At 68.5% G+C, this 1241-nt stretch carries 1 protein-coding gene and 1 pseudogene; both read left to right on the top strand.

The annotated features are described in order from the left end of the window. Nucleotides 1-929 (top strand): cytochrome c oxidase accessory protein CcoG (gene ccoG, locus AC1DOC_RS34190; RefSeq protein WP_478131638.1); only part of this gene is annotated, 929 nt, incomplete at its 5' end. A 12-nt stretch (nucleotides 930-941) separates the two neighbouring features. Then, nucleotides 942-1238: pseudogene (locus AC1DOC_RS34185) on the top strand (FixH family protein). Nucleotides 1239-1241 lie beyond the last annotated feature (3 nt).

Here is a 1241-nt window from a genome sequence, read left to right as displayed (position 1 = left end):
GCATCGCCATGTGGACGGGCTTCAGCTTCGTGGGCTACTTCACGCCGATCCGCGAGCTGGGCATGGCCTTCCTGCAGACCCGGATGGGCTCGTGGGAAGTGTTCTGGGTGTTCTTCTACGGCTTTGCGACCTATGGCAACGCGGGCTTCATGCGCGAGCAGGTGTGCAAGTACATGTGCCCGTATGCGCGCTTCCAGAGCGCCATGTTCGACCGCGACACGCTCATCGTCAGCTACGACCCCAAGCGCGGCGAGCCGCGCGCGCCCCGGCGCAAGGGCATCGACCCGCGCAGCATGGCGCTGGGCGACTGCATCGACTGCGGGCTGTGCGTGCAGGTGTGCCCGACCGGCATCGACATCCGCCAGGGGCTGCAGCACGAATGCATCGGCTGCGGCCTGTGCGTGGATGCCTGCGACACGGTGATGCAGAAGATGGCCTATGCGCCGCGGCTGATCCGCTACGACACGCAGAACGGCATGGAGGCCGGATGGTCGCGCCGCCAGCTGCTGCGCCGGGTGCTGCGTCCGCGCGTGCTGGTCTACAGCGCCATCCTGTCGCTGCTGGTCCTCGGGCTGCTCGCGAGCCTCGTGGCGCGCACGCCGCTGAAGGTGGACGTGGTGCGCGACCGCGCCTCGCTGGCCCGCATCGTCGAGGACGGCCGGCTCGAGAACGTCTACCGGCTGCAGATCATGAACGCCACCGAGGAGCCGCGCGACTACCGCATTGCCGCCCACGGCATCGAGGGCCTGACCGTCTCGCCCGGCGCGGCGGTCGCGGTGGGTGCGGCGCAGTCGCGCTGGGTCGCGGTGCGGCTGCAGGTGCCCTATGGCGCGGTGCCCGCCGGTTCGCACACGGTGCACTTCGACATCCGGGACGAACGCGGCGGTTTTCAGGTGTCGGAGAAAGCGGTCTTCCTGGTGCCGCGCTGAAGGAGACGAAAGATGAATGCAACGACGAACGATCCGCCGGCTGCCGGCGATGCATGGTGGCGCCACCCGCTGCTGTGGATGGTGATTGCCGGCCCGGCGCTGGTGGTGGTCGCAAGCTTCGTGACCTTCTGGGTTGCCTGGGGCAGCGCCGACCCGCTGGTGTCGGAAGACTAGTACCGCCGCGGCGTCGAAATCAACAAGGCCCTGGCGGACAAGACACTGATGCCCGCCGTCAACGGCAGGAACCACGCGGCGACACCGGCCGAGGCCGTGCCGCTGCCCCGCAATCTTCCCGAGCGTTCGCAATGACAC

The sequence above is a fragment of the Variovorax sp. 01T439_2 genome, from assembly GCF_056398445.1.
Note: the sequence above shows the minus strand (reverse complement) of the source record. Positions and strands in the feature narration are given on the sequence as shown.